At 73.4% G+C, this 24,602-nt stretch carries 23 protein-coding genes; 16 read left to right on the top strand and 7 right to left on the bottom strand.

The genetic code is table 11. From position 1 onward, the window contains the following. Nucleotides 1–66 precede the first annotated feature (66 nt). The 5 genes from BFV98_RS16345 (at nucleotide 67) to BFV98_RS16325 (ending at nucleotide 5,887) form a co-directional block, all read left to right on the top strand. A complete protein-coding gene (locus tag BFV98_RS16345; RefSeq protein ID WP_013283804.1) occupies nucleotides 67–2,613 on the top strand; it encodes a DUF4118 domain-containing protein in 2,547 nt (848 codons plus the stop codon). Continuing rightward, on the top strand, nucleotides 2,610–3,290 hold the full coding sequence (locus BFV98_RS16340; protein WP_013283805.1) for a response regulator: 681 nt from the start codon (nucleotides 2,610–2,612) through the stop codon (nucleotides 3,288–3,290). The genes BFV98_RS16345 and BFV98_RS16340 overlap by 4 nt, the downstream gene beginning before the upstream one ends. A 58-nt stretch (nucleotides 3,291–3,348) precedes the next feature. Beyond that, nucleotides 3,349–4,455 (top strand): magnesium and cobalt transport protein CorA, encoded by a 1,107-nt coding sequence (locus BFV98_RS16335; protein WP_071096967.1) that lies wholly within the window; start codon nucleotides 3,349–3,351, stop codon nucleotides 4,453–4,455. 73 nt (nucleotides 4,456–4,528) lie between these two features. Continuing rightward, entirely contained in the window at nucleotides 4,529–5,506 is a 978-nt protein-coding gene (locus tag BFV98_RS16330) for an ion transporter (protein ID WP_114919364.1), read from the top strand. Nucleotides 5,507–5,617: 111 nt separating this feature from the next. After that, the gene (locus tag BFV98_RS16325; protein ID WP_013283808.1) at nucleotides 5,618–5,887 is read left to right on the top strand and encodes a GlsB/YeaQ/YmgE family stress response membrane protein; all 270 of its coding nucleotides are present in this window, start codon (nucleotides 5,618–5,620) and stop codon (nucleotides 5,885–5,887) included. A gap of 69 nt (nucleotides 5,888–5,956) precedes the next feature. Here BFV98_RS16325 and BFV98_RS16320 read toward each other — a convergent pair whose 3' ends face one another. After that, nucleotides 5,957–7,540: a DUF4139 domain-containing protein gene (locus tag BFV98_RS16320; protein ID WP_071096966.1), complete on the bottom strand. Its 1,584-nt coding sequence runs from the start codon at nucleotides 7,538–7,540 to the stop codon at nucleotides 5,957–5,959. A 201-nt stretch (nucleotides 7,541–7,741) separates the two neighbouring features. Here BFV98_RS16320 and BFV98_RS16315 point away from each other — a divergent pair, with 201 nt between their 5' ends. Beyond that, nucleotides 7,742–8,083: an STAS domain-containing protein gene (locus BFV98_RS16315; RefSeq protein WP_230651205.1), complete on the top strand. Its 342-nt coding sequence runs from the start codon at nucleotides 7,742–7,744 to the stop codon at nucleotides 8,081–8,083. Here the strand turns inward: BFV98_RS16315 and BFV98_RS16310 are convergent. After that, nucleotides 8,063–9,331, bottom strand: a complete 1,269-nt coding sequence (locus tag BFV98_RS16310; RefSeq protein WP_083395286.1) for a PP2C family protein-serine/threonine phosphatase — start codon at nucleotides 9,329–9,331, stop codon at nucleotides 8,063–8,065. The two genes, BFV98_RS16315 and BFV98_RS16310, sit on opposite strands and share 21 nt — an antisense overlap. A 202-nt stretch (nucleotides 9,332–9,533) precedes the next feature. Here BFV98_RS16310 and BFV98_RS16305 point away from each other — a divergent pair, with 202 nt between their 5' ends. From BFV98_RS16305 to BFV98_RS16285, 5 genes are read left to right on the top strand one after another with little or no spacing between them, the layout of a single operon-like run. Next, on the top strand, nucleotides 9,534–11,132 hold the full coding sequence (locus BFV98_RS16305) for an ABC transporter substrate-binding protein (RefSeq protein ID WP_071096964.1): 1,599 nt from the start codon (nucleotides 9,534–9,536) through the stop codon (nucleotides 11,130–11,132). Next, on the top strand, nucleotides 11,114–12,133 hold the full coding sequence (locus tag BFV98_RS16300) for an ABC transporter permease (RefSeq protein WP_255368136.1): 1,020 nt from the start codon (nucleotides 11,114–11,116) through the stop codon (nucleotides 12,131–12,133). Before BFV98_RS16305 ends, BFV98_RS16300 begins: the two co-directional genes overlap by 19 nt. Next, nucleotides 12,126–12,992, top strand: a complete 867-nt coding sequence (locus BFV98_RS16295; protein WP_013283814.1) for an ABC transporter permease — start codon at nucleotides 12,126–12,128, stop codon at nucleotides 12,990–12,992. The genes BFV98_RS16300 and BFV98_RS16295 overlap by 8 nt, the downstream gene beginning before the upstream one ends. After that, complete coding sequence (locus BFV98_RS16290; RefSeq protein ID WP_047891467.1) at nucleotides 12,989–13,957, top strand: ABC transporter ATP-binding protein; 969 nt, start codon at nucleotides 12,989–12,991, stop codon at nucleotides 13,955–13,957. The genes BFV98_RS16295 and BFV98_RS16290 overlap by 4 nt, the downstream gene beginning before the upstream one ends. Then, nucleotides 13,954–14,664 (top strand): ABC transporter ATP-binding protein, encoded by a 711-nt coding sequence (locus BFV98_RS16285; protein WP_071096960.1) that lies wholly within the window; start codon nucleotides 13,954–13,956, stop codon nucleotides 14,662–14,664. Before BFV98_RS16290 ends, BFV98_RS16285 begins: the two co-directional genes overlap by 4 nt. 7 nt (nucleotides 14,665–14,671) lie before the next feature. On the opposite strand, the gene BFV98_RS16280 is transcribed toward BFV98_RS16285, so the two are convergent. The 3 genes from BFV98_RS16280 to BFV98_RS16270 form a co-directional block, all read right to left on the bottom strand. Then, on the bottom strand, nucleotides 14,672–15,112 hold the full coding sequence (locus BFV98_RS16280) for a hypothetical protein (protein WP_047891465.1): 441 nt from the start codon (nucleotides 15,110–15,112) through the stop codon (nucleotides 14,672–14,674). 122 nt (nucleotides 15,113–15,234) lie between these two features. Next, nucleotides 15,235–16,032: a trypsin-like serine protease gene (locus tag BFV98_RS16275; protein ID WP_071096958.1), complete on the bottom strand. Its 798-nt coding sequence runs from the start codon at nucleotides 16,030–16,032 to the stop codon at nucleotides 15,235–15,237. A 175-nt stretch (nucleotides 16,033–16,207) separates the two neighbouring features. Then, a complete protein-coding gene (locus tag BFV98_RS16270) occupies nucleotides 16,208–17,365 on the bottom strand; it encodes a peptidoglycan DD-metalloendopeptidase family protein (RefSeq protein WP_071096956.1) in 1,158 nt (385 codons plus the stop codon). Between the two features lie 134 nt (nucleotides 17,366–17,499). Here BFV98_RS16270 and BFV98_RS16265 point away from each other — a divergent pair, with 134 nt between their 5' ends. Then, entirely contained in the window at nucleotides 17,500–17,976 is a 477-nt protein-coding gene (locus BFV98_RS16265; RefSeq protein ID WP_013283820.1) for a TspO/MBR family protein, read from the top strand. 15 nt (nucleotides 17,977–17,991) lie between these two features. On the opposite strand, the gene BFV98_RS16260 is transcribed toward BFV98_RS16265, so the two are convergent. Next, on the bottom strand, nucleotides 17,992–18,870 hold the full coding sequence (locus tag BFV98_RS16260; protein ID WP_071096954.1) for a helix-turn-helix transcriptional regulator: 879 nt from the start codon (nucleotides 18,868–18,870) through the stop codon (nucleotides 17,992–17,994). Nucleotides 18,871–19,003: 133 nt separating this feature from the next. On the opposite strand from BFV98_RS16260, the gene BFV98_RS16255 reads away from it, so the two are divergent. The 3 genes from BFV98_RS16255 (at nucleotide 19,004) to BFV98_RS16245 (ending at nucleotide 21,399) form a co-directional block, all read left to right on the top strand. Next, complete coding sequence (locus BFV98_RS16255) at nucleotides 19,004–19,909, top strand: oxidoreductase (RefSeq protein ID WP_071096952.1); 906 nt, start codon at nucleotides 19,004–19,006, stop codon at nucleotides 19,907–19,909. 86 nt (nucleotides 19,910–19,995) lie between these two features. Beyond that, nucleotides 19,996–21,063, top strand: coding sequence for a DUF2855 family protein (locus tag BFV98_RS16250; protein ID WP_071096951.1), 1,068 nt, complete (start codon nucleotides 19,996–19,998; stop codon nucleotides 21,061–21,063). 117 nt (nucleotides 21,064–21,180) lie between these two features. Then, a complete protein-coding gene (locus BFV98_RS16245) occupies nucleotides 21,181–21,399 on the top strand; it encodes a hypothetical protein (RefSeq protein WP_244879715.1) in 219 nt (72 codons plus the stop codon). Between the two features lie 75 nt (nucleotides 21,400–21,474). On the opposite strand, the gene BFV98_RS16240 is transcribed toward BFV98_RS16245, so the two are convergent. Further along, nucleotides 21,475–22,767 (bottom strand): GAF domain-containing protein, encoded by a 1,293-nt coding sequence (locus BFV98_RS16240; RefSeq protein ID WP_071096949.1) that lies wholly within the window; start codon nucleotides 22,765–22,767, stop codon nucleotides 21,475–21,477. Between the two features lie 156 nt (nucleotides 22,768–22,923). Between BFV98_RS16240 and BFV98_RS16235 the strand changes: the two genes are divergently transcribed. Next, entirely contained in the window at nucleotides 22,924–24,309 is a 1,386-nt protein-coding gene (locus BFV98_RS16235; protein WP_013283826.1) for a glycoside hydrolase family 6 protein, read from the top strand. Nucleotides 24,310–24,602 lie beyond the last annotated feature (293 nt).

The following is a 24,602-nucleotide window of genomic DNA, read 5'->3' as shown; positions in this document are numbered from 1 at the left end:
AGGGCCCCCTTCACCTCGCGAGGCGTTAACAGGGGGCCCTTCCTTGCACTCGGGGAGGATGGGGGCGTGGGCAGGGGTGAACTGCGGATCTATCTCGGTGCCGCTCCGGGCGTCGGGAAGACGTACGCCGTGCTCGAGGAGGCCCAGCGCCGGGCCGAGCGCGGCACCGACGTGGTGATCGGCCTGGTCGAGACGCACGGCCGCCGGCACACCGCCGAGATGGTCGGCGACCTCGAGGTGGTGCCGCGCCGGTCGATGACGTACCGGGGCGTCGAGTTCACCGAGATGGACCTGGACGCGGTGCTGGCCCGGCGGCCCGAGGTCGTCGTGGTGGACGAGCTGGCTCACACGAACGTGCCCGGCTCCCGCCACGAGAAGCGCTGGCAGGACGTGCAGGAGCTGCTCGACGCCGGGATCAGCGTGCTCTCCACTGTCAACGTGCAGCACCTGGAGTCACTGAACGACGTGGTCGCGCAGATCACCGGCACCACCCAGCGGGAGACGGTGCCGGACCAGGTGGTCCGGGCCGCCGAGCAGGTCGAGCTGGTGGACATGACGCCGGAGGCGCTGCGCCGCCGGATGGCGCACGGCAACATCTACCGGCCCGACAAGATCGACGCCGCGCTCGGCAACTACTTCCGGGTCGGCAACCTCACCGCGCTGCGCGAACTGGCGCTGCTCTGGCTGGCCGACAAGGTCGACGAGCAGCTCGACGCGTACCGGGCCCAGCAGGGCATCTCCGACACCTGGGAGGCGCGGGAACGGGTGGTGGTCGCGCTGACCGGCGGCCCCGAGGGCGAGACGCTGATCCGCCGGGCGGCCCGGATCGCCGCCCGCAGCAAGGGCGCCGACCTGCTCGCCGTGCACGTGGCCCGCAGCGACGGGCTCGCCGGCGCCGACCCGGCCCAGCTCGCCCGGCAGCGGGTGCTGGTGGAGAGCCTCGGCGGTACGTACCACCAGGTGCTCGGCACCGACATCCCGGCGGCGCTGCTGGACTTCGCCCGGGGCGTCAACGCCACCCAGCTCGTGCTCGGCGCGAGCCGCCGGGGCCGGTTCGCGCAGGTGTTCTCCCGGGGCGTCGGGGTGACCACCACCGCGCTGTCCGGCCCGATCGACGTGCACCTGGTCACCCACCCCGAGGCGGGGCGCGGGCGCCGGGGTACGTCGGTGCCCGCCGCGCTGTCCCGGCGGCGACGGCTGATCGGGTACGCGCTCGCGGTGCTCGGCATGCCGCTGCTCACGCTCGTGCTGCGGACGCTGCCCGATCTCACCCTGACGAACGACATCCTGCTGTTCCTCGCCGGTGTGGTGGGCGTGGCGCTCGTCGGCGGGCTGTGGCCCGCGCTGGTCGCCGCGCTCGGCGGTTCGCTGCTGCTCAACTGGTTCTTCACGCCGCCGTACCGGACGCTCACCATCGCCGAGGCGGACAACCTGCTCGCCCTGGGCGTGTTCGTCGGCGTCGCCATCGCGGTGAGCTGGGTGGTCGACGTGGCGGCCCGGCGTACCCGGGAGGCGGCCCGGGCCTCCGCCGACGCGCAGACCCTGGCCACCGTGGCGGGCAGCGTGCTGCGCGGCGAGCGGCCGCTGCCCGCGCTGCTGGACCGGCTGCGGGAGACGTTCGGGCTGCGCGCGGTGAGCGTGCTGGAGCTGACCGACGAGGCCGGCGGACGCCCGGCGCGCGCCCGGGGGGCGGACGCCTGGCGGGTGGTGGCGAGCGTCGGCGAGCGGCCGCCCGGTAGCCCGGGCGCGGGCGAGACGGTGGTGCCGGTCGACGACCGGCTCAGCGTGGTGCTCGCCGGCCGGCGGCTGGAGGCGGCCGACCGGCGGGTGGTCGAGGCGTTCGCCGCGCAGGCCGCCGTCGCGCTGCGCCAGGAACGGCTGGCCGAGGAGGCCGCCACCGCCCGTCCGCTCGCCGCCGCCGACCGGATGCGGACCGCGCTGCTCGCGGCGGTCAGCCACGATCTGCGTACGCCGCTGGCGTCGGCCAAGGCGGCGGTGAGCAGCCTGCGCAGCCACGACGTCGAGTTCGACGCGGACGACCGGGAGGAACTGCTCGCCACCGCCGACGAGTCGCTGGACCGGCTGGGCCGGCTGGTGGCGAACCTGCTCGACATGAGCCGGTTGCAGGCCGGCGCGCTGGGCGTGAGCGCCACAGCGATCGGGCTGGAGGACGCCGTACCCCTCGCGCTTGACGAGCTGGGCCCGGCGGCGGCCGAGGTGACCACCGACATCCCGGCCGACCTGCCGGCGGCGCTGGCCGACCCGGGCCTGCTGGAGCGGGTGCTGGTCAACATCGTGGCGAACGCGCTGCGGCACAGCCCGCCCGGCCGGCCGCCGGCGATCACCGGCAGCGCGCACGCCGGGCAGGTCGAGCTGCGGGTGATCGACACCGGCCCGGGCATCCCGGAGGACCAGTGGGAGCACGTCTTCCTGCCGTTCCAGCGCCTCGGCGACCGGGACAACCAGACCGGGGTGGGCCTGGGGCTGGCGCTGTCCCGGGGACTGGCCGAGGCGATGGGTGGCAGCATCACCCCGGAGACCACGCCCGGTGGCGGTCTCACCATGGTGCTGCGGCTGCCGGCCGCCACCCAGCCGGAGGGGCCGCAGGAATGACCCGGATCCTGGTCGTCGACGACGAGCCGCAGATCCTGCGCGCGCTGCGGATCAACCTGCGCGCCCGGGGCTACGACGTCGAGGTCGCAGGCAGCGGCGCCGCCGCGCTCAAGGCCGCCGCCGGGCACCCGCCGGACCTGGTGGTGCTCGACCTCGGCCTGCCCGACCTGGACGGCACCGACGTCATCCGGGGTCTGCGCGGCTGGACCGCCGTGCCGATCATCGTGCTGTCCGGACGGGCCGGCAGCGAGGACAAGGTGGCCGCGCTCGACGCGGGCGCCGACGACTACGTGACCAAGCCGTTCGGGGTGGACGAGCTGCTGGCCCGCATCCGCGCGGTGACCCGGCGGCTCGCCCCGGCCACGCCCGCCGTGCCCGCGCTGCGGATCGGCCACAACACCGTCGACCTGGCCGACCGGACGGTCACCCGGGACGACGGCGTCGAGGTCAAGCTCACCCCCACCCAGTGGGCCATGCTGGAGAAGCTGCTGCGCAACCCGGGCAAGCTGGTCAGCCAGCGCCAGTTGCTGCACGACGTGTGGGGGCCGGAGTACCACCACGAGACGAACTACCTGCGGCAGTACATGGCCCAGTTGCGGCGCAAGCTGGAGGACGACCCGGCCCGGCCCCGCCACCTGATCACCGAACCGGGCATGGGCTACCGCTACCGCCCCTGACGTTTGCGCGAGCGCGGGCGGGGGACTCGGCGACCCGGCCGAGCAGCGGGGGAGGGGCATGGCGGACAACCGGTCCTCGGAGGGGTTCGGCCGCCGCCTGGACGAGCACGCCATCGACGCGGGTGCGGCCGAGCCGGAGCGACCCGACGGGCTGGTCGACAGCGGCGTCTACGTCGGCGGCGTACGCCGGGCGTCGCCTGTCACCCTCGCCGACACGTTCCGCTGCCTGCAACACCTCGACGACGCGATGGCCTGGATCGGGCTGCGCCGGCCGGGCCGGGAGGAGGTCGCCTCGCTCGCCGCCGAGTTCCAGCTCCCCGACCTGGCCGTCGAGGACGCGATCAACGCCCACCAGCGCCCCAAGCTGGAACGCTACGGCGACACCTTGTTCGTGGTGCTGCGCGCCGCCCGCTACCTGGACGCCCGGGAGGCGGTCGAGTTCGCCGAGCTGCACCTGTTCCTCGGCCCCGGTTTCGTGATCACCGTGCGGCACGGCGGCACGCCGGACCTGGCCGGGGTACGGCGGCGGCTGGAGGCCGAACCCGAGGTGCTCGCGCTCGGCCCGGAGGCGGTGCTCTACGCCGTGCTGGACCGGGTGGTGGACGGCTATGCCCCGGTGGTGGCCGGGCTGGAGAACGACATCGACGAGATCGAGACCGAGGTGTTCGGCGGCGACCCGAACGCCAGCCGCCGCATCTACGAGCTGAGCCGCGAGGTGATTCAGTTCCAGCGGGCCGCCCGGCCGCTGCTGAAGGTGGTCGACGCGCTCACGCACGGCTTCGACAGGTACGGCACGGACGAGGAGCTGCGCCGCCGGCTGCGCGACGTGGCCGACCACCTGACCCATGTGGTGGAGCGGGTGGACGGGTTCCGGCACCTGCTCCAGAACATCCTCACAGTCAACGCCACACTGGTGTCGCAGGCGCAGAACGAGGAGATGCGCAGCCTGACCGCTGCCAGCTTCGAGCAGAACGAGGAGATCAAACGGGTCTCCGCGTGGGCGGCCATCCTGTTCGCGCCCACCCTGATCGGCACCGTCTACGGGATGAACTTCACCCACATGCCGGAGCTGGACTGGCGGTTCGGCTACCTGTTCGCGGTGGCCCTGATGCTCGCCGTCTGCGGCGCGCTCTACCTGCTGTTCAAGCGGCGCGGCTGGCTGTGAGCCGGCCCGGGCGCCGGAGCAGTTCGCCGTCGGTGATCCACTAAAGTGTCCGGGTGGCTACCCCCTGTCGTCCGTGCGTCGTCCGGCTCTCGTGTGCCGGAGGGGAACGCTGATCGGGGACACGGTTCCGGCACCGCGCGGCGGGCGCCGGACCAGTGACGGAAAGCGCGGGCTGGCCGGCCACTGTGCACGGATCGTCGCGTCCCGGCCGTTCGAGGTGGCCATCGTGGTGCTCATCATGGCCAACGGCGTGGTGCTGGGCATCGAGACGTACCCGAACCTCGGGGCCGCCGGGCCGGTGCTGCGGTGGACGGAGTGGATGTTCCGGGCGGTATTCGTCGTGGAGATCACCATCCGGGTGCTCGCGTACGGCCGCCGCCCGCAGGACTTCTTCCGGCACGGCTGGAACGTCTTCGACCTGCTGGTGACAGCAGCCATATTCGTCCCGGGCCTGCACGGCGACTCGGCTGTGCTGCGGTTCATCCGGGTCGCCCGGGTGCTGCGCCTCGTGCGCTTCTCACCCGGCCTGCGGACCATCGTCGCGGCGCTGTGGCGCAGCCTCCCAGGCGTCGCGGGTTTCCTCGCGCTCGCCGCCGTCACGCTCTACGTGTACGGCATGGCGGGCTGGCTGATCTTCGGCGACCGCTATCCCGAGCAGTACGGCGACATCGGCCGCTCGCTCGTCACGCTGTTCGTGCTGCTGTCCCTGGAGACGCTGCCGGACCTGCTGGAACAGGGTCTGGAGGTGTCGCCGTGGACGCTGCTCTACTACGTCAGCTTCGTGATGATCGCGGTCAACCTCCTGCTGAACATCCTCATCGCCGTCATCGTCAACTCGATGGAGGAGGCGCGCCGGCTGGAGATGACCGAAGGGCTGGCCTCCGACTACGACTCCGACGGGGACGGGATACCGGACGAGGTGGACCGGATCGCGATCAGCCAGCGACTGGACGACCTGCGGATGGTGATCGCCGAGTTGGAGCGGGAACTGCGCATCGACCGGGAGGAGCCGCCCGGCGCGCCGCGCCGCCGCCAGCCCTCGGACCACTGATCAGGGACGGTCATGACAGTTCCGTGACGAACGCGGCTCCCGGGTTTGGCCGGCTGGTTGATCGGGGCAACCAGCCAGACGCCAACACATCTGAGGGAAGGGACGCCTCTCGTGGAGATCACGGGCTTCTTCACCGCGCTCATCATCGGTCTCGTCATCGGTGCGCTCGGGCGCCTGGTGGTGCCGGGCAAGCAGAACATCCCGATCTGGCTGACCCTGCTCATCGGTGTGGTCGCCGCGTTCGTCGGCACGCTGGTGGCCGGCGCGTTCGGCGTCGACGACACCCCCGGCATCGACTGGATCGAGCTGTTGCTCCAGGTCGGCTTCGCCGCCATCGGCGTCGCCGTCTTCGCCGGCCTCTACGGCCGCCGCCGCATCTGAGGACCGAAGGAAGGGCCCCTTCTTAACGCATCGCGCATAAGAAGGGGCCCTTCTTAACGTGTGCGCCGGCTACTCCCGCCAGCCGGTCAGCTCGACGCCCTTGGCCAGCTCCACCCGGAAGCCGAGGGCGATCTCGCCGCTCTCACCAGGTGCCAGTGACAGCCGCCAGGTCAGCTCACCCAGCTCCGTACGCTCGGCCGGCGGCGGCGTCAGCGCGGTCTCGCGTACCACCACCGCCTCGTCCCGGGACACCGGCAGCTGGTCCTGGACCTCCACAGTGGCCGGCCGGGGCGTGTGGTTCGCCACAGTGATCCGGTACTCCACCTCCCGCCGCCGCGTCGACCCGAGCGTGGCCTTGCTCTCGGTGCGCCGGGACAGCTTCCGCTCCACCCGCAGCCGGTCGTCGATCCCGAGCGCCAGCTCCGTCTCCTCGCCCGGAGCCCAGGTCTTCAGCCGCGTCGCCGCCACGAAATCGGCGCCGTGGAAGACCGACGCCGGGCCGGGCAGCAGCGTGTGGTCCGACGTGTTGCGGACCGTGGCCCGCAGGTGCGCCTCGGCGGCACGCACCGGCACGCTCACGTGGTCCAGCCGGGCCGGCAGCTCCAGCACCGCGATCGTCACCCGGTGCGCGCTGCCGTCCGCGGGCACCGCCACCGGCCGCGCGGGACGGTAGGTAGCCGCCGTCACGCCCTGCTCCACCTCGGCGACGCTCTCCCGCACCGCCGGCGCCGCGGCCCGTGCCGCGCGGGGACGGCCCGCCGGTGCCGCGCCGGGCGCCGGGGGCGGGACCACGCCACCGAACGACGCGGCCGACACGGCCATCGGCGGCTTCGGCCGGAGCCGGTCGAGATACCAGGGCGACAATTCGGGTACGCCGCTCGCCGCCGCCGGCCGGGCCGTGGAGAGCTGGAGTTCGCACTCCGGCCAGTCCTCCCCGGTGCCCTGGCTGACCAGCCCGAACCAGGTGACAGTCATGGTGTCCTCGACCAGCCGCAGGTCGTAGGAGGGCGTCCAGCGGGCGCCGTCCACCAGATATGTCAGCTCCAGCTCCACCTCGGTGTCGTCGGCGTCCACCGAGACGGACACCTCGGCGGCCAGCCGGTCCGGCTCCCGTTTGCCGCGCGCCGCGTCCAGTTCCCGGTCGACGGCGGCCAGTTCCTCGGTTAGCTCGGTGCGCCGCCGGGCCAGCCCGCGCCGCCGGGCCCGCGACTCGGTGAGCTGACCGGACACCGAGTCGGTGAAGGCCGCGACGTCGGCCGGGGCCGCGTCGCCCGCGGCCAGCGCCCGGGCGTACGTGCCACCGGCCCGCTCGGCGAGCCGGGTGAGGAACTCGCCGCGCTGTTCCTCGACCGCGTCGGTGTCACCGACCTCGGCCAGCTCGTCCGCCAGTTCCCGCCGCCGCCGTTCCAGCTCGACCACCTGGGCGTCGGTGCTGCGGGGTTGCCGCCACGCGGTCACGTCCACCCCGAGTACGGTCACCGCGCCCCGGCCACCCACCCGGATCGAGTCCCGGCGCAGGCCCAGCGGGAGCGGGGCGACGCGTACCCGGTGGTCGCCCGCGGCCAGCCGGACGCCGCCGCGGCGGGTGACCCGGGCGCGGTCCGGGTAGACGGTCACGCCGACGACGGGCGCATCGATCTCCACAGTGTCCACGGCGGCGAGGGTAGTTCAGGCGCGCCCGCGGCGGGGCTGCCGTAGAGCGGATACGCGGTGGCGCGCACTGAGGTGTCCTCCACCACTTCGCGGGTAGGCCGCTGAACCGCCGCGCACCTACGGGAGGCGATCAGGGCGGATTTCTGGCACGGTGTCGGGTAGCGACGGGTGTGCGGTGGAGGGGGAGTGGTGGAGTTCTCGGTGACGACCAGACAGGGGCGTGTCGGCCCGGTGATCGAGGTCGCCGGCGACCTGGACATGGCCAGCGCACCGACGTTGCGTGACCGGTTGCTCGAGGTGGTGGAGACCGGCGCCCGGACGGTGGTCGTCGACCTGACCCAGGTCGGATTCGTGGACTCCAGCGGCCTTGGCGCGCTCGTGCTCGTCTACAAGAACCTGCGGGAGCGCGACGGCTGGCTCGGTCTGGCCGTCGTCCGCCAGTCGATCCGCAACGTCTTCTCGATCACCTCGGTGGACCGCGTCATCCCGCTCTTCGGCACGGTGCGTGACGCCGAGGACGGTTCACCGGCGGCGGTGCGCTGAGCGCTCCTCGTCCGGGCTGACGCGGGCGGTGTCGGCACCGGCGGTGCTGCGCCGCGGCCCGTGGTCGCCGTACCAGTCGACGACGAGCAGCGTGGCGTCGTCGGTCAGAGCCGGCCCGGCGATCTCCAGCACCGCGTCGGACAGCGCCCGGACCGCCTCACGGGGATGCAGGTGGGAGAGGCGGAGCAGGGCGGCGGGCAGGTCGAGGTCGGCGGCGTTGCGGTCGCGCATGCCGTCGGTGACCACCACCAGCCGGTCGCCGGGTAGCAGTGGCAGCTCCCCGCTGCGGTAGCTCTCGCCGGGGAACATCCCGAACGGGAAGTTGCCCGGCAGGTCCACCGGTACGACCCGGCCGTCCCGGACCAGCATCGGTGGGACGTGCCCGGCGTTCACCAGTTCGCAGCGTCCCGTGGTCAGGTCGATGCGGCCCAGCACGGCGGTGACGTACGCGCCGCGTACGTTCGCGTTCTCCGCGACGGCCCGGTTGGCCTCCTCGGCCTGGGCGACCAGGCCGGCGCCACGGCGGCGGCTGTTGCGCAGGCTGCCCACGCCGAGGGTGGCGGTGAGCGCGCTCGCCACGCCGTGGCCCATCGCGTCGGTGACGCTGAGGTGCAGCAGGTCCCGGGCCAGGCTGTAGTCGAAGGTGTCGCCGCCGACGCTCGCGGCGGGTTCCAGCCAGCCGGAGAGGGCGAAGGCACCGGCCTCGCAGGTGAACGAGGCGGGCAGCAGGCGACGCTGGATCTCGGCGGAGAGGCTGAACGGGGTGGTGCGCTGTCCCCACTCGAACAGGTCGGTGTGCCTGCGGTTGGCGATGACCACGAACGCCAGCGCGTGCGCGGTACGCGCGACCCAGTTCACCACGTCGCCGTCCGGGTCGTCGGGCAGGTCGATCTCCAGCAGGCCGATCGCCTCACCGCGGTCGGTGACCGGCGCCAGCACGGTCCAGGCGCCGTCGCCGGGGACGACCACCGGGGCCTGCTGACGGAGCGCCTGCTCGTAGGGCCCGCCGTCGAAGGGGAGGACCTCGGCGTCCTCCTCGCCGTGACGCCGGCCGGTACCGCCGCCGGCCGGCTGGTGCGTCAGCCGGACCAGCGCACGGCCGCTGAGGTCGGCGATCAGCAGCGAGACGCCGCGCGCGTTCAGCGCCGTGGCGATGACGCCGGTGACGGCCTCGACCGCCTGCACCGGGGCGGCGTCCTCGGCCGACTGCAACATCCCGGCCAGCACCGCCTGCTCGCTGTCCTTCACCCCCCGAGCATATTCAGCGCGCCGGACGTCCGCCTGGCGAGCGAGACCGGGGGCGGCGGGTCGCCGTCATCGACCAGAGGTTATTGCATATAGTTGGCAACTACCGAATAGTGGCGGTAGCGGGCGCTCCGGCACGCGATGATCGATCTTCGCCGGAGCGCCCGTGCGCTGCCACCCGCAGACGAGTGTTCGAGGGGTTGCCGTGGCGATCAGACCCAAGCCCGTACGCGTGGCCGCGGTGCTCGCCGCCGCCCTGCTCGCCGCCGCCGGTTGCTCGTCGCCCACGGCCTCGACAGGCGGCCCGAAGGGCGCGGACACGCTCGTGGTCGCCACCGCCGGCGAGCCGGACACGCTCAACCCGGTGCTCAACTACGGCGTCGACGGCGCATCGCTGATCTTCGACGGGCTGGTCGCCCGGGACGCCCGCAACGAGCTGGTGCCCGCCCTGGCCCGTGAACTGCCTGCCGTCTCGGCGGAGGGGAAGACAGTCACCGCGAAGCTGCGCGAGGGCGTGCTGTTCCACGACGGCAGCCCGCTGACCGCCCAGGACGTGGTGTTCACCTACCAGGCGGTGCTCGACCCGGGAGTCGACTCCACGCTGCGGTCCGATCTGGACATGCTCGCCTCCGTCACCGCGCCCGACCCGGCGACGGTCGTGTTCACCCTGAAGTACGCGTACGCGCCGTTCCTGCAACGGCTGGCGCTGGGGATCGTCCCGGCGAAGGCGTTCGCCGGGCAGGACGTCAACAAGGCCGCGTTCAACCGCAAGCCGGTCGGCACCGGCCCGTACCGGTTCACCTCGTGGACACCCGGTGACCGGCTCGTGCTCGCGGCCAACGAGACGTACTGGGGTGGCAAGCCGGCGAACTCCGGCGTTGTGGTGGCGTTCGTCGCCGACGACAACGTCCGGGCCCAGCGGATGCGGGCCGGCGAGTTCGACGCGGCGGAGCTGGCACCGAAGCTCGCGTCCGGGTTCGAGGGCCGGGACGGCTACCGGGTGCAGAAGGTGCCGACCGCCGACTACCGGGGCGTCATGCTGCCGATGGGCAACCCGGTCACCGGCGACCTCGCGATCCGGAAGGCGCTGAACGTCGCGGTGGACCGGCAGGCCATGGTGACAGGCGTGCTCGGCGGCGCGGGCGAACCCGCGTTCGGCCCGGTGCCGCCCACGTCGGAATACGCCGAGCCGTCGATCGCCGGCAGGCCCGCCGCCGACACCGCCGCGGCGACCGCCGCGCTGGACGCCGCCGGGTGGAAGCCCGGCCCGGACGGCATCCGGGTGAAGGACGGGCGGCCGGCCGCGTTCGCGCTCATGTACCCGGCCACCGACAGCCTGCGCAAGGAACTGGCCCTGGCCGTCACCGCCGACGCGAAGAAGGTCGGCATCACTGTCACGCCGGAGGGCCTGACCTGGGACGCGATCACCCCGCGGATGGGTGACGACGCGCTGATGATGGGCTACGGCACGCCGTACGACCCGGACTTCGTCTCGTACAAGCTGTTCAGCTCGGCCTTCGCCGGGCAGGGCTTCTTCAACCCCGGTTCGTACCGCTCGGCTGCCACCGACGCCGCGTTGCAGGAGGGCCGGGACAACGCCGACCCGGCCGCCCGTAAGGCCGCGTACGCCACGTTCCAGAAGCAGCTCGCCGCCGACGTGCCGTGGGTGTTCCTCACCTACCTCCGGCACACCTACGTGCTGAAGGACGGCGTGACCGGGGTGACGCCGCGGGTCGAGCCGCACGAGCACGACGTCGCCAACAGCATCTGGTGGAACGTGCACACGTGGACGAAGAAGCCGTGACGGTGCCCGTGACCGGCCGGCGGCGACTGGCCGGGGCGGGCGTCGTGGTCCGGCGGCGGCTGCTGGTCGCCGTACCGGTGCTGGCGGCGACCAGCATGGGCATGTTCGCCCTCGGCGCCGCCTCACCGATCGACCCGGCCCAGCAGTACGCGGGCGCGGCGGCGTTCACCACCAGCGAGGAGAACCTCGCGCAGATCCGCGCCAACTGGGGCGTCGACGATCCGCTGCCGGTGCAGTACGCCCGCTGGATCGGCAACCTGCTACGCGGCGACCTCGGGTGGTCGACGAGCCGGCACGAGCCGGTCACCTCGGTGCTCGCCGCCCGGGCCGGCTGGACGCTGCTGCTGGTCGGCACCGCTCTGGCCCTGGTGCTGGTGGCGAGCGTGCTGCTGGGCACGCTGGCCGCGTACCGGCGCGGCGGCTGGTTCGACAGGGCGCTGCGCGCCGTCGCGTACGCCGTGCAGTCCATGCCGGTGTTCTGGATCGGCCTCGCGGCGATCGCCGTGTTCGCCCTCAGCCTCGGCTGGCTGCCCGCCGGCGGGCTCACCGACATCACCGCCACGGGCACCGACCCGGCCGACGTGGCCCGGCACCTGGTGCTTCCCGTGACGGTGCTGGCGATCTCCCAGGCGCCGTGGTTCGTGCTGTTCGTCCGCGACGCGGTCGCCGAGAGCCTGCGCGACGACCACGTCCTGGCCGCCCGCGCCCGAGGGCTCCCCGGCCGGGTCGTCCTGTTCGGACACGCGCTGCGGACCGCGCTGCTGCCGTTCCTCACCCTGGTCGGCACGCACCTGCCCGAACTCGTCGGCGGCGCGGTCCTGGTGGAGACCGTGTTCTCCCTGCCCGGCCTCGGCGCGGTCACCGTCGAGGCCGCGCTGGGCGCCGACTTCCCGCTGCTCGCGGCCACGACGCTGGCCACCACCGTCGTGGTGCTGACCGCGAACCTGGTCACCGACCTCGCCTACGCCGCCGCCGACCCCCGGGTACGCCTCGATGACTGACCTCGCCCTCCCTGCGCGCGTCCGGCGCCTGCGCCTCCCCGGCGGCGTCGGCACGACCGTCGCCGTCGTCGTGCTCGCCGGTGTCGTCGCCGCCGCGCTTCTCGCCCCGGTCCTGTGGCCGCTCGACCAGAGCGCCGTCGACCTCTCCCGTACCCGGCTCGCGCCCTCGCCGGAGAACCTGGCCGGCACCGACGACCTCGGCCGCGACGTGGCTCTGCGCAGCCTCTACGGCCTGCGCGTCTCGCTGCTCGTCGGCGCGGTCGCCGCGCTCGTCGCGGCGGTCATCGGCGGCCTGGTCGGCGCCGTCGCCGGCAGCGTCGGCGGCTGGGTCGACCGGGCGCTCATGCGCGTCGTGGACACCGTCGCCGCGCTGCCGCACCTGCTGCTGGGCATCTTCATCGTGGCGATGCTGCGCCCCAGCCTCGGCGCGGTGATCGCGTCCATCGCGCTGACGCACTGGCTGTCCACCGCCCGGATCGTCCGCTCCGAGCTGCTCAGCCTGCGCAACCGGCCGTTCGTGGACGCCGCGATCTCCGGCGGCGCGGGGCGCGTCCGGGTGCTCACCCGGCACCTGCTGCCGCACGTGCTGCCGCGCCTGGCGCTGGCGACCACGCTCATGGTGCCGCACGCCGTCTGGCACGAGACCGCGCTGTCGTTCCTCGGCCTCGGCCTGCCGCCGCACCTGGCCTCGATCGGCAACATGATCAACGACGGGCAGCGGTCGCTGCTCACCGGCGCCTGGTGGGCCAGCATCGTCCCCGGCCTCCTGCTGGTGGCGGCCACGCTGGCGCTCGCCGTGCTCACCGGCCGCTGGCGTGACCGCCTCGACCCGCGCGTACGAGCGGAGCTTCACCTGTGACCGCCCCGGCGCTGCTGACCGTCGACGGGCTGACCGTCCGTTTCCGGCTGCGCGACGCGGTCGTGCACGCCGTCACCGACCTGAGCCTCACGCTGCGGCCCGGCGAACTGCTCGCAGTGGTCGGTGAGTCCGGGTGCGGCAAGTCCGTCCTCGCGCACGCCCTGCTCGGCCTGCTGCCGCGCAACGCCACCGTCACCGGGCAGGCCCGCCTGCACGCGCCGGGACGCGAGGAGGCCGACCTGATCGGCGCGGGGGAGCGGCACCTCGCCCGGCACGTACGCGGCCGGGGCGTGGGCCTCGTCCCGCAGAGCCCCGCCACCGCGCTCACCCCGGTGCGTACCGGGCGGAAGCTGCTGGAGGAGACGCTGCGCGCCCACGGACACAGCCGCCGCGACGCGCCGGCCGCCGCCGCCCGGATAGCCGCCGACGTGGGTCTCGACCCGGCCGACCTGAACCGGTACCCGCACGAGCTGTCCGGCGGCATGGCCCAGCGGCTCGCCACCGCGCTCGCCCTCGCGCCCGACCCGCCGGTGCTGCTCGCCGACGAACCCACCACCGGCCTGGACCGGCCGCTCGTCGACCACACGCTGGATCTGCTGCGCCGCCGCTGCGACACCGGCGCCGCCGTCCTGCTCATCACGCACGACCTGACCGCCGCGCGCCGCGTCGCGGACACCGTCGCCGTGATGTACGCCAGCCGCATCGTCGAACACCGCCCCACCGAGGCGCTGTTCGACGGCCCGGCCCACCCGTACACCGCCGGTCTGCTCGACGCGCTGCCCGACCGCGCCTTCGTTCCGGTACCCGGCCACCCGCCGGCGCTCACCGACCTGCCCGGCGGCTGCGCCTTCGCCCCGCGCTGCGCCCGCGCCACCGGCACCTGCGACGCCCTGCCCCGCCTCGCCGCCGACGGCGAGGGCCGGGTCGCCTGCCACCACCCGCTGCGCGAGGAGGTTCCGGCATGACGCTCACGGTTCCCGGCGCCACCGACGCCGCCGCCCCGGGCGCCGCGCCGGCCGCCGGGCTCGCCGCGCACCAGGTCTCCGTCGCGTACGGCGGGCAGCGCGTCCTCGACCGGGTCGACCTGCACGTCGCCCCGGGCGACACGGTCGGACTGCGCGGCCCCTCGGGCAGCGGCAAGTCCACTCTGGCCCGCGTCCTCGCCCTGCTGCACGCCCCGGACGGCGGTCACGTCACGATCGACGGTCAACCGCTCGGCGGCGTCCGCCACCGCCTGCCGGCGCACCTGCGCACCCGCGTCGCGATCCTGTTCCAGAGCCCGCGCGCCGCCACCGACCCGCGGCTCAGCCTCGCCGACATCATCGCCGAGCCGCTACGCGCCACCGGCACATCACGCGAGCAGGCGGCCGCCCGTACGGCGGAACTGGCCGACCTGGTCGGCCTCACCGCCGACCTGCTGACCCGCCGGCCGCACGCGGTGAGCGACGGGCAACTGCAACGCGCATGCCTGGCCCGCGCCCTGGTGCATCGGCCGGACTACCTGCTCTGCGACGAGGCCACCGCGATGCTCGACGCCTCCACCCAGGCGCACGTCGCCGCCGTCGTCACCGACTACCAGCGCCGGCAGGGAGCCGGGGTCCTGGTCATCACCCACGACCCGGCGCTGATGGCCCGCTGGGCCAACCGGGTGGTGGACCTGCCGGCGGCGTGACGTCGCGTCACTCCTGCACCGGGCGGCGTACGACGCCCAGCGCCCCGGCGACGACGGCCCCGAATCCGACGGCCATGAGCGGCATCCCCATCCCGAAGGGCAGCTCACCGACCCAGTTGATGCTGTCGCGCTCCGGCAGCGCGCCCAGGCTCACCGCGACCACCGCACCGGCGAGGAACATCCCGGCCACCGCCGCGCCGACCGCGAGCTTGGCGCACGCCACGCTCCGCCCGGCCCAGAGACCGGCGAGGACGGCGATCACCAGGGACACCACGACCAGCCAGGTCCAACCGCCCTCGGCCTCCAGGTAGGTCCAGCCCGAGTACGACCACTGATGGAGGCGGCTGGCGCGGAACCAGGGGATCAGGTAGCCGAGCAGCGCGGTGGCGCTGCCGACCAGGAGCAGCGCGTCGGGGGCGGGTCGGTACCAGCGAGGGGAGTCGTCCATGCGTCCGGAAGGTAGCAGTCACCCTCATCCACGTGCACAGGCGACGGTGCCGCGGCCCGGCCGTACGGACGTGGCGGTGACCCGGCCGCTGCGCCGCGACCGGGCCACCGCGCCCCGCGCTGTCAGCCGCCCAGACTCGCGGCGGCGGACTGGATCGCCGAGGCGAACGTGCTGACCTGGGTGTAGACGCCGGGGTAGTTGGGGCGGGCGCAGCCGTTGCCCCAGCTCACGATGCCCACCTGAATCCAGGCGTTGGCGGCGTCCCGGCGGAACATCGGGCCACCCGAGTCACCCTGGCAGGTGTCGACACCGCCGCTGGCGTACCCGGCGCAGATCTCCTCGCCGGGAATGACGTCACCGCCGTAGTAGCGGTTGCAGGTGGTGTCGTCGACGAACGGCACGCTGGCCTTGAGCAGGTAGCGCTGCTGTGCGCCGCCCTCCCGCGCGGCGCCCCAGCCGGCCACCGTGAAGGTGCCGTTGTCGTACGCCGTGCTGGTCGCGATCTTGAGCGTGGCGAGCGAGGTGACCGGGGAGGCGAGCCGGATCAGCGCCCAGTCGTCGCCGTTGCCGTTGTAACCGGGGGCGCGGTAGACGTAGTTGGAGCGGACCTGGATCCGGCTGGAGGACTGGAGGTCCACCACGCCCAGGGTGGCGGTGATGCTGGTGTTGGCGCCGGTGCGGCCGACGCAGTGCGCGGCGGTGAGGACCAGTCGCGGGCTGTAGAGCGCTCCGCCGCAGCCCATCGAGAGCCGGACCATGAACGGGAACTCGCCCTGCGCGGCCCGGGTGCCGCCGACGACGTACGGCGTCATGTCCCCGGCCGGGGCCGCTCCGGCCGGCGCCACCATCGTGACCGCTCCCGCGGTGACCACTGCCAACACGGCCGCCGCCCGGCCGAGGAATCTACGCCAACGGACCATGGTCCCTCCCGACATCGACTGTGTGCCGCCCGGCCAGGCCGCACTCGAGGTGGCAGGAGCTTATGGACATTCATCGATGGACTGCAATGGATGTGGGCATCCCGTCTGTGTCATACGCCGCGCGCGCCGGCGCCGTGCTCGGCACCGGCGCGCGTCGGACGACGGGAGTCCGGGGTCAGCACCAGCCGTTTATCGGCCCGTTGACACCGGTGGACAGGTAGGCGTCGGACACCCAGCTGCCGTCGCTGAGCCGGTCCCACAACGCGGTGGTGCCGTACCGGCCGGTGTGCGAGGTGCCGTTGGCGGAGCAGGAGACGGTGACCGTGGCGCCGTCCGCGAGCGATCCGAGGACGCCGTAACCGGTTCCGGGACCGGAGCGCCGGGTCAGCGTGCCGCCGCCGTTCGCGTCGACGACTCCCTGGTTGAAGCCGAGCGCGCCGTAGTTGTAGACGGCGCCGCCCACGCCCGCGAAGGCGGATCCGTGCCGGGCGCCACCCTGGTACTCGCCGGCGCCGTTGACGAAGTCCCACTTGCCGATGCCGTGCCCGGCGATCGGGACGTAGACCGAGTTCTGCCGCAGCCCGAAGTGCACGTGCCGGCCGGTGGCGGAGCCGCCGCAGGTGACGTCGGTGCCGGTGTAGCCGAGGTACGCGCCCTGCCCGACGGCGGCGCCGTTCACCGAGATGCTGCTCCACAGGTGGTAGTAGTCGGTCGAGTAGCCCCGGTCGTGGATGACCCGGATCCACCCGGTGCACATCGTGTACGCGGTTCCGGCCCGCGCGGCCCGGACCACCTGGTCGCCACCGGCGAGGTCGACGGAACTCCACGGCGCGCCGCCGCCCCAGCCGTGCGGCCCGCCGGTGAGCGTCCACGTCTGCCCGACCGCGAACGGCAGCGCCATGCCGGTCCGGAAGTCGCTCCCCGCGTACATCGGTGCGACGGGCGTGGTGAACACCGCCTTCTCGTCCGTGTTCACCAGCGGTGACGCGGCGGCCAGGTCACCGAACGACGCCTCGCCGTCGAAGGCGACGGTCCAGCCCTTGCCGTCGGTCCGCGCGAGGAAGACCGACCCGGTGGGGTGCGCGTCCCGGGACCGGTCCGCCAGCAGCACCGCGGTGCCGAAGGCCCATCCGCCGCTCGCCCGGGTGACGGTGACCCGGGTCCGCTGCGGCCCGGCGGTCCGGGTCGCGGCGTCGGCCTGGCCGAGGAGTTTCGCGGTCACCGCGTCGGTGACGGGCGCGGGTGCCGGGCGGGGCGCGGCCGAGGCCGGGGCCGGCACCACGGCCCAGGCGCCGATCGCCGCCAGCGTGAAGGAGAGCACGAGCCGTCGCATGGGGCCTCCTATCGACAAGCATCACTGAATGGCGAGGCTATCGAAGGGCATGAAAGTTGTCTACGAGTTCCGCATGCTCCGGTGAAGGATCTGTGCGTCGGGTTGATTCGCGGCTGGCCGGGTAGCTGAGCGGTATGCGAGTACCGACCCTGGTCAAGACCGCGGCAGCAGTCACCGCGACCGCCGCCGCGGGCGCCGCCGCCACCTCCACCGGCACCTCGTCGCGCTGGTACCGCCGTCTGCGCAAGCCCGCCTGGCAGCCGCCGTCGGCCGCGTTCCCCCTGGTCTGGACCCCGCTGTACGGGCTGATCGCGGTCGCCGGTGCGCGGGCGCTGGACCGCTCCGAGGGGCCCGAGCGCGCCGCGTTCGCCCGCGGCTACGCGCTCAACCTGGCGCTCAACGCCGGCTGGACCGCCCTGTTCTTCGGCGCCCGCAGGCCCGGCGCCGCGCTGGCCGAGATCGCCGCGCTCAACGCGTCCAACCTGGTGCTGCTGCGCCGCGCGGCGCGCACCGACCGTCCCGCCGGGGCGGCGCTCGCCCCGTACGTCGCGTGGACCCTCTTCGCCACCGCGCTCAACGGCGCGATCGTCGGCCTCAACCGGGGACGGTGACCGGCGTTCCGCTGATCAAGGTCGGCCGTCGGCGGACGCCGGGCGGGTCGCGCGCCACGACGCCAGGAGCCGCAGCCGATCCGCGTCCGGGCTGCCCGGCTCGGCGGTGAAGACGAGCATGACCGGGCCGGGACTGCCCGGCAGCGGATAGGTGTCCCAGTCCAGGACGATGTCGCCCAGTCCTGGTACCCGGAACGTCTTCGTGCCGCTCACCGAGGCGCGGACGTCGTGCCGTGCCCACAGCCGCCGGAACTCCGCGCTGCGGATGCTCAGCTCGCCGACGATCGCGGTGGCGCGGGGATGGGTCGGGTCGTCGGCGACGGCGGCGCGGAGCATGCCGATGTAGTCGAGCGCCTGCCGCTCCCAGTCCGGGCAGCTCCGTCCCCCGGTCAGCGCGTCGTCGAACAGCAGCAGGAGCATGTTGAGCCGGCCGGGCGGGTGGTCCGCCGGGTCGCCGAGCAGCGCCTGCGCCATCGGGTTCCAGTCGAGCAGGTCCAGATCCCGGCCGAGGACGACAGCCGGCGTGTCCATCACCCGCAGCAGCCGCCGGGTGCCGTCCGGCACCCGCTCCGGCTCCCGGTCGACGCGGGCGGGCACCGGCCGCCGGGCGGCCCGGGCCAGCGTGAACAGGTGCCGGCGTTCGGTGTCGTCCAAGCCGAGGGCGCCTGCGAGCGCGTCCAGGACGTCGTCCGAGGGGCGTACCTCCCGGCCCTGCTCCATCCGCTGGTAGTAGTCGGTGCTCAGCCCGGCCAGCAGGGCCAGTTCCTCCCGCCGCAGGCCGGTCACCTTGCGCCGGCCGCCCGGCTCCAGGCCGACGTCGCGCGGGCGCAGTCGGCCGCGCCGGGCGCGCAGGAAGGCGCCCAGCTCGCGTGCGTACGGATGCGGGCTGCTCATGCCGCCAGTCTGCCGCGACGCCGCCCGCCCAGGGTAGGTCCCGCGGACCTAGGCAACCGCGAACGACCGAGCCGGGCCCGATCGCTCCTAGCGTCATCGCTCGACACGAACCGCCGTACCCGAGGAGCAGCAGATGACCGGATGGACCGCCGACCGCATCCCCGACCAGCGCGGCCGGGTCGCCGTCGTGACCGGAGCGAACTCGGGCCTCGGCCTGGTCACCGCCACCGAACTGGCCCGCCGTGGCGCCCACGTCGTGCTGGCCGTGCGGAACACCGCCGCCGGCCGGCAGGCCGCCGGCCGCATCGGCGGCGACACCGAGGTACGCGAGCTGGACCTGGCCCGCCTCGAATCGGTACGCGCGTTCGCCGCGAAGCTGACCGCCGACCACCCGACGATCGACCTGCTGGTGAACAACGCCGGTGTGGTGCTGCTCGGCCCGCGCCGTACCTCCGCCGACGGCTTCGAGCTCCAGTTCGCCACCAACATGCTGGGCCCGTATGCGCTGACCGGCCTGCTGCTGGACGCCCTCGCCGGGGCACGGGCGGCGCGGGTGGTGAGCCTCAGCTCGCTCACCCACCGCAACGCGCGGCTCGACTTCGACGACCTGATGTCCGAGCGCGACTACCGGGCCTCCGCCGCGTACGGCCGCTCGAAGCTCGCCACCACCGTCTTCGGCGTCGAGCTGGACCGTCGCGTGCGCGCGGCCGGATTGCCGATCGTCAGCGCGCTGGCGCATCCCGGTCTCACCCGCAGCAACCTCACGCCGCGGGCCTGGGAACACCGGGGCCGACTGGGACGAATGATCGGGCGGCTGGGCCTGCTCGCCACCCAGCCGGTCGAGCAGGGCGCCCTGCCGCAGTTGCGGGCGGCGACCGACCCGGAGGTACGCGGCGGCCAGTTCTTCGGCCCGTCCCGGCTCTTCGAGACCTGGGGTCCGGTGGCCGAGGCGCGGCTGAACCGGCAGGCCGCCGACCCGGCTGTCGGTCAGCGCCTCTGGGCTGCGGCGGCGGAGCTGACGGGTGTTCGTTACCTCTGAACCGGCGGTGCCCAACGATGCGTCGAGTGGGATTTTGCACTCCCAGTGCACTTGTCTCCGGTTTCGCGGCTGCCTAGCGTCAGGCCATGGCTGACTCGTGGACGTTCGCTGTGGCCCGTGACGACCTCGCTCGCACCACACTCGTCGACGGCGCTGTGCCCGACCTCGCCGACGGGGAGGCGCTTCTGCGCGTGGACCGCGTCGGCCTGACCGCCAACAACGTGACGTATGCGGTGCTCGGTGAGGCGATGCGCTACTGGGAGTTCTTCCCGCCGCAGCCCCGAGGACTCGACGACCGGTGGGGCCTCCCGCCGCTGTGGGGCTTCGCCGAGGTGGTCGCGTCCACAGTGTCCGGCGTCGAGCCGGGACACCGGGTCTACGGCTACCTGCCGCCCGCCGGCCACCTGGTGGTACGCCCGGACCGGGTGGACGCGTCCGGGTTCCGCGACGCGAGCGCGCACCGGGCCGGCCTGCCGTCGCCGTACAACTCCTACCGGTCGACCACCGGCGACCCCGCCTACCGGGCGGAGCAGGAGGACCTGCTGATCCTGTTCCGGCCGCTGTTCTTCACCTCGTTCATGCTCGCCGACCAGGTGATCGACGAGGACGCCTACGGCGCGCGGTCGCTGGTGCTGTCGTCCGCGTCGAGCAAGACGGCGTACGCGACCGCGTTCGAACTGCACGGCCGCGGCCCGCGCCTGATCGGGCTCACCTCGCGGGGCAACCTCGCCTTCACCAGGTCGCTGGGCTGCTACGACGAGGTCCTCTCCTACGACGAGATCGGCGCGCTCCACGCCGTACCGACCGTCTATCTCGACCTGTCCGGTTCACCCGCCACCCGCGCCGCCCTGCGCGCGCACCTCGGCGACCTGCTGGTCCGGGACATCGCCGTCGGCCTCACCCAGCAGACGCCGAACGCGGGTGCAGCCGGGGAGGTCTTCTTCGCGCCGGTGCGCATCCGCAAGCGGAGCCAGGACTGGGGTCGCGACGGGCTCGACGAGCGGTTCGCCGACGCCTGGCAGCGGTTCTCCCGGGTGGTGAGCGGATGGCTCGACGTGCGGGTCGGCGCCGGTCCGGAGGCGCTGCGGGACGCGTGGCTCGAGGTCCTCGCGGGCCGCACACCGCCCCGGGTGGGGCACGTCGTCCAGCTCTGAGCCCGTCGCCGATTCCGGCCGTGGCGCGCCCGCCCGGCCGATGCGCGCTAGGCTGACGACGCGGGGTACCGATGACTGATCGCCACCCCCTGCTTCTCCCACGGTTTCCCAGCCGCGATGACTGAGTCGAGCGCTGCCGTGCAGATTCCCTTGGAGCACTTCGTGCCCGACAACACGTTCGCCCTGAACCCCTTCCGTGTGGAGGGGGTCGGAGCCACCGACGACGAGCGCAGTCCGATCGCGGACGTCAGCGCCGAATCCATGACCCGCCTGCGGAGCCCGTTCGCCGCGGCGCAACCCGCTCGCGAGCCGGCCGGCGCGCCCGACGGGCGCTAGGCAGTCAGCCGGGCGTGACGGCCCCGGCCGCGCGCACCGGTCCCCTTGATGGTGCCGCCGGGCGCGGTCGAGTGGTCAGCGGTTCAGGTAGGCGGCCAGGCCGCCGAGTTCCTCGTTGGCGATGAAGACCGAACGCACGTTGATGATTGCCTCCTCGACGTGGAGCGGGCAGCCCCACGCCGAGTCACCCCACGAGTCAGCAATCTTGATCTCGGCGGGTGCCGTGCAGCCGTCGCCGCCGCCGAGCTGGCACCGTTCGGGGCGCGGAGTGGCGGCCTGCGCGGCTGCGGCGGCGCGCAGCCGGGCGGTGAGTTCCGCCGCCGCGGCGGCACGCTGTTCCGCCTCGGCCCGTAGTTCCCGTTCCGCCCGCACCACCCGGGCCAGCTCGTCGTGGGCGGCCCGGGCGCGGGCGTCCGCTTCGGCCTTCGCCTGTTCGATGTGGTGGCGTTCGATGGCCAGGGCGGCGGTGCCGGTGAAGACCCGGGCGAGGGCCAGGTCGGCGTCGCGCGGGACGCGCGGGGTGCGGTGGTACATGGCGAAGGTGCCGAGCAGGCTGCCGTCGCGGGCGAGGATCGGCGTGGACCAGCAGGCGGCGAGCCCGGCCCGCTCGGCCAGGTCGCGGAAGTCGGCCCAGAACGGGTCGGTGGCGATGTCGGTGACGATGACCGGCTCGCGCCGGTGCGCGGCGGTGCCGCACGAGCCGACACCCTCGCCGGTGGCGATCCCGTCGATGGCCTGGTTGTAGAAGTCGGGCAGGCTGGGCGCGGCGCCGTGGCGCAGGTGCAGGCCGTCGGCGTCGGCGAGCAGGACGGAGACGAGCACCTCCTGCGGCGCGAGGTTCTCGATGCAGCGGGCCATCCCGTCGAGCACCTCGGCCAGCGGCGCCTGCCGGGCGATCTGCTCCAGCATCGCGCGGTGTTCGGCCATCAGCCGTTGCGCGTGCTTGACCTGCGTGGTCTCCACCCCGATCACGCGGATCCCGGTCACCGTGCCGTCGGCGTCGCGGCGCGCCTCGTAGGTGAAGTCGAAGAACGCCTCCCGCGCCTGCGACCCGGTGCCGAGCATGATCCGGGCGTCGTGGCCGGTGTAGGACTCGCCCGTGCGGTAGACCTCGTCCAGCAGGGCGATGAAGCCCTGGCCGTCCAGTTCCGGCATCAGCTCGGCGAGCGCGACCCCGGTGCGTGCGCGTTCCTCGCCGATGGCGGTGAAGAACGCCGGGTTCGCCGCCTCCACCACGTGTGTCGGCCCGGCGAGCGCCGCGAAGACGGCGATGGACTTGCCGAACAGCGTCCGCAGATCCTCGTCCGCGGGCCGCCCGGTGACCGACGGACCCGCCGTGGGCAGATGCTGGCCTGGTAGTGCCGTCATGCCTGGTCTTCCTCCCACGCCGGCTTCGTCGACCGTCGCCAGATTACGGGGCAGTGGCCGACGTTCACATCTTGGCATCGACGCCCGCCTCCGTTACCGTCGTGGGAACGCTCCCATGAACTTAGATACGTCTATGTGATCAGGAGGAAACACGACGTGGCTATCCTCTCGTCCCGCCGCAGATCAGCGGCCATCAGCGTGGCCGCCGTCGCGGGCCTCGCCGCGGCCGGCGTCGGTTTCGCCGTCGGTGGCGCATCCGCCGGCACGGTGTCCGGATCGCTCTACCGCGACCCGTCCTCGGCGGTCGTCCGCTGGGTCGCCGCCAACCCCGGCGACTCGCGCGCCGCCGTCATCCGCGACAAGATCGCCAGCCAGCCGCAGGCGCGCTGGTACGCCAACTTCAACCCGTCGACCATCCAGTCCGAGGTTTCCAGCTTCATCGGCGCCGCCAACGCGGCGCAGCAGATCCCGGTGCTGTCGGTGTACGAGATCACCAACCGGGACTGCGGCGGCGCCAGCGCCGGCGGGGCGCCGGACCTCAACCAGTACCAGACCTGGGTGTCCAACTTCGCCCGCGGACTCGGCAACCAGACCGTCCTGATCATCCTGGAGACCGACTCGCTCGCGCTCCAGACCTGCCTGAGCACCGGCGAGCTGAACGCCCGCAACCAGGCGCTCACCACGGCCACCCAGACCATCAAGTCGGCCAACCCCAACGCCAAGGTGTACCTCGACGGCGGCCACTCGACCTGGAACAGCGCCAACGACACTGCCAACCGGCTCCGCGCGGCCGGCGTGCAGTACGCCGACGGCTTCTTCACCAACGTGTCGAACTTCAACCCCACCTCCAGCGAGGCGAACTTCGGCCGGGCCGTCATCTCCGCGCTCAACGGCATGGGCATCTCCGGCAAGCGGCAGGTCATCGACACCAGCCGCAACGGGGGAGCCGCCGGGGACTGGTGCGCCGACGACAACACCGACCGGCGCATCGGGCAGTACCCGACGACGAACACCGGCGACGCCAACATCGACGCGTACCTCTGGGTGAAGCCCCCGGGTGAGGCGGACGGCTGCCGCTACACGGCCGGTTCGTTCCAGCCGGACCTGGCCTTCAGCCTGGCCAACGGCGCGCCCAACCCGCCCACGACCGCGCCGCCGACGACCAACCCGCCGACGACCGCGCCGCCGACCACGGCTCCGCCGACGACCGCGCCGCCCACCACGGCGCCGCCGACCACCCCGCCGCCGGCCGGTAACGGCTGCTCCGCTGCGGTCGCGATCAACCAGTGGAACGGCGGCTTCACCGCGAGCGTGAACGTCACCGCGGGCTCCGCGGCCATCAACGGCTGGACCGTGACCGTCGCGCTGCCGGGCGGCGCCGCGATCACCGGCACCTGGAACGCCCAGGCCAGCGGCACCAGCGGCACCGTCCGGTTCACGAACGTGGGCTACAACGGGCAGGTCGGCGCCGGCCAGACCACCAACTTCGGCTTCCAGGGCACCGGCACCGGCCAGGGCGCCACCGCCACCTGCGCCGCCTGACCGGAACCGACCCCCGGGCCCGGCGCGGAGGATCGTTCTCCGCGCCGGGCCTCTCACTTCGCCGCTGCTGTCCGCAACGGATTCACGAACCGCCGTGCCCGCCTCAGGTTGCGGGCCAGCTCGTCGCGGTTCTGGTACGCGTGGCGGATCCACGCCGGCGCGAGCCGCGAGGACCTTCAGGCCTCCGTCGACGTCGCCATGCGAGCCGTCGCGACGCTCCACCCCGGTGCCGGAGGGTAACCGCCTGGATTCACTCAGCTACTTCTCAGGTGGCGTTGGTAGCTTCCCCGCTC

This window comes from Micromonospora sp. WMMB235 (assembly GCF_001855515.1).
GTDB lineage: Bacteria > Actinomycetota > Actinomycetes > Mycobacteriales > Micromonosporaceae > Micromonospora > Micromonospora aurantiaca.
This window is presented reverse-complemented; position numbering and strand designations above follow the sequence as displayed.

Bases quoted from the DNA above. Each gene is read 5' to 3' on its own strand.
- BFV98_RS16340 (WP_013283805.1), top strand. From the start codon at position 2,610: ATGACCCGGATCCTGGTCGTCGACGACGAGCCGCAGATCCTGCGCGCG.
- BFV98_RS16335 (WP_071096967.1), top strand. From the start codon at position 3,349: ATGGCGGACAACCGGTCCTCGGAGGGGTTCGGCCGCCGCCTGGACGAG.
- BFV98_RS16295 (WP_013283814.1), top strand. From the start codon at position 12,126: ATGACTGACCTCGCCCTCCCTGCGCGCGTCCGGCGCCTGCGCCTCCCC.
- BFV98_RS16285 (WP_071096960.1), top strand. From the start codon at position 13,954: ATGACGCTCACGGTTCCCGGCGCCACCGACGCCGCCGCCCCGGGCGCC.
- BFV98_RS16280 (WP_047891465.1), bottom strand. From the start codon at position 15,112: ATGGACGACTCCCCTCGCTGGTACCGACCCGCCCCCGACGCGCTGCTC.
- BFV98_RS16275 (WP_071096958.1), bottom strand. From the start codon at position 16,032: ATGGTCCGTTGGCGTAGATTCCTCGGCCGGGCGGCGGCCGTGTTGGCA.
- BFV98_RS16270 (WP_071096956.1), bottom strand. From the start codon at position 17,365: ATGCGACGGCTCGTGCTCTCCTTCACGCTGGCGGCGATCGGCGCCTGG.
- BFV98_RS16265 (WP_013283820.1), top strand. From the start codon at position 17,500: ATGCGAGTACCGACCCTGGTCAAGACCGCGGCAGCAGTCACCGCGACC.
- BFV98_RS16260 (WP_071096954.1), bottom strand. From the start codon at position 18,870: ATGAGCAGCCCGCATCCGTACGCACGCGAGCTGGGCGCCTTCCTGCGC.
- BFV98_RS16255 (WP_071096952.1), top strand. From the start codon at position 19,004: ATGACCGGATGGACCGCCGACCGCATCCCCGACCAGCGCGGCCGGGTC.
- BFV98_RS16250 (WP_071096951.1), top strand. From the start codon at position 19,996: ATGGCTGACTCGTGGACGTTCGCTGTGGCCCGTGACGACCTCGCTCGC.
- BFV98_RS16245 (WP_244879715.1), top strand. From the start codon at position 21,181: ATGACTGAGTCGAGCGCTGCCGTGCAGATTCCCTTGGAGCACTTCGTG.
- BFV98_RS16240 (WP_071096949.1), bottom strand. From the start codon at position 22,767: ATGACGGCACTACCAGGCCAGCATCTGCCCACGGCGGGTCCGTCGGTC.